The organism is Flavobacterium sp. (genome assembly GCF_029242675.1).
GTDB lineage: Bacteria > Bacteroidota > Bacteroidia > Flavobacteriales > Flavobacteriaceae > Flavobacterium.
Window position 1 is genome coordinate 1 of sequence record NZ_JAQWTM010000046.1, and the last position, 2,142, is coordinate 2,142.

Annotated in this window: 1 protein-coding gene; it reads right to left on the bottom strand. The window is 34.6% G+C overall.

Annotated features, from left to right (window positions below):
- Nucleotides 1–188 precede the first annotated feature (188 nt).
- Nucleotides 189–1,721, bottom strand: coding sequence for a SulP family inorganic anion transporter (locus P8M54_RS01980; RefSeq protein ID WP_300284446.1), 1,533 nt, complete (start codon nt 1,719–1,721; stop codon nt 189–191).
- Between the last annotated feature and the right edge of the window lie 421 nt (nt 1,722–2,142).

Consider the following 2,142-nt stretch of genomic DNA (forward strand, 5'->3'; position numbering starts at 1 on the left):
AAGTTCTCCTCGTTCAATTTCTTGAACAATTTGTAATTTAAAAGACATTGAGTAATCTTTTTGAGTTCGCTTAACATAGCGTGTTTCTTCATGTTTTTCCATTAGGATACTTTTTGTGTATCGCTATTTCAGGACGGGACAGACACGCATAAAAAAAGGACTTGATTATTTCAAGTCCTTTTTTTTATTTAATCAACCGCCACTTTGTATGTTGGGTCTTCCATAATATTGATGTCAATAACATCGTCTGCATTGTCAAGTAAAATACGACAATCTTTACTTAGATGACGTAAATGTACTTTTTTACCTAGCTTTGCATATCGTTCTGTAATTTTATTTAAAGCATCGATTGCACTCATATCAGCAATTTTACTTTCTCTAAAATCAATTATCACTTCAGTAGGATCTTCAAATACATCAAATTTTTCACTGAAAGCTGTTGTAGAAGCAAAGAACAAAGGGCCATATATTTCATAATGTTTTACCCCATTTTCATCAATATATTTTTTAGCTCTAATTCTCTTAGCACTTTCCCAGGCAAACACTAGCGCTGAAATAATTACACCTATAAGAACAGCTAGAGCCAAGTTATGAAGCATGATGGTAATCACTGCTACTAGCACACCTACAAATATATCGTGCTTTGGCATCTTGTTTATTATGCGCAAACTAATCCACTCAAAAGTACCAATAGCGACCATTACCATTACTCCCACAAGTGCAGCGATAGGTAATTTTTCTATCACTGGTGCACCAAATAAAATGATTATCAAAATTGTGAAAGCTGCAATTATCCCAGATAATCTTGCTCTCGAACCCGCTGATAAATTTACTAATGTTTGAGCAATCATAGGGCAACCACCCATTCCAAAGAAAAAACCATTTAAGATATTTGCTCCGCCTTGAGCGATACATTCTCTATTACCACTACCTTTTGTGCCAGTCATTTCATCTACTAAATTCAATGTTAGTAATCCTTCTGTTAAGCCTACAGAAGCCATTATTAGCGAGTAAGGAAATATTAATTTTAAAGTTTCGAATGTAAAAGCGATCTCAGGAACATGAAAAGGTGGAAAACCACCACTAACTGAAGCAATATCTGCAACCGTTTTTGTATCAATTCCAAATCCTAATACCAAACCGAAAACGACAATAATCGCTACTAATGAAGCAGGCACAGCCTTAGTTATTTTTGGGAAAAATAAAACAACTCCAATGGTTAGTAAAACTAATCCTAACATAATGTATAATGGTTCTCCTGACAACCAGACACTTTCACCATTTACCATCGTTTTGAATTGCTCCAATTGAGACATAAAGATGATTATTGCTAATCCATTTACAAATCCGAACATTACTGGTTGTGGCACCAACCGTATGAATTTACCAAGTTTAAATATTCCTACGAGAATTTGCAATACTCCCGCTAGAGCTACTGCGGCAAAAACATATTCTAAACCGCTTGATTGCATCAAGGCAATTAATACAATAACTGTAGCTCCTGCACCTCCAGAAACCATACCCGGTCTTCCACCAAATATTGCCGTAACTAGCCCCATGATAAATGCAGCATACAATCCCACTAATGGTGGAAAACCGGCTAATATGGCAAAAGAAAGAGATTCTGGAATCATCGTCATTGCCACGGTTAACCCCGCTAAAATTTCTGTTTTGTAATTGACTTTCTGGGTGAAGTCGAATAAATTGAAGTACTGTTTCATTCTTTTTTTTAAGCTATTTATATAATAATAGGTCTACAGACAATGCTTGCCTGCCAACTTGACAAAATTAAAACTGTTGGATTTGAGATAATTAGCAAGCTCTTTATGCTAATATAACTTCGATAAAAACAATGCAGATCGCTATTGCTTTCAAGTTTGCAAATGTAAATCTTTTTAAAGCATGTTCAAACAAAAAATAAAAATCATTGAAAAGGGCATGAATTCTCATTAAAAAGACCAAAAAAAAACTGCTTGTAACTTTTGATTGTTACAAGCGGCCATAGGTATTTCGTTTTCTAAATTTGATAGATTTAAATATATACTGTTCTCGTCCGCAATTCTGTTATTACTTCATCGCAAATGGCTTTCAATTTTGGAACAGCCTCATAACGTGCTGTGCCTTGAGGATTTTTTAATAATT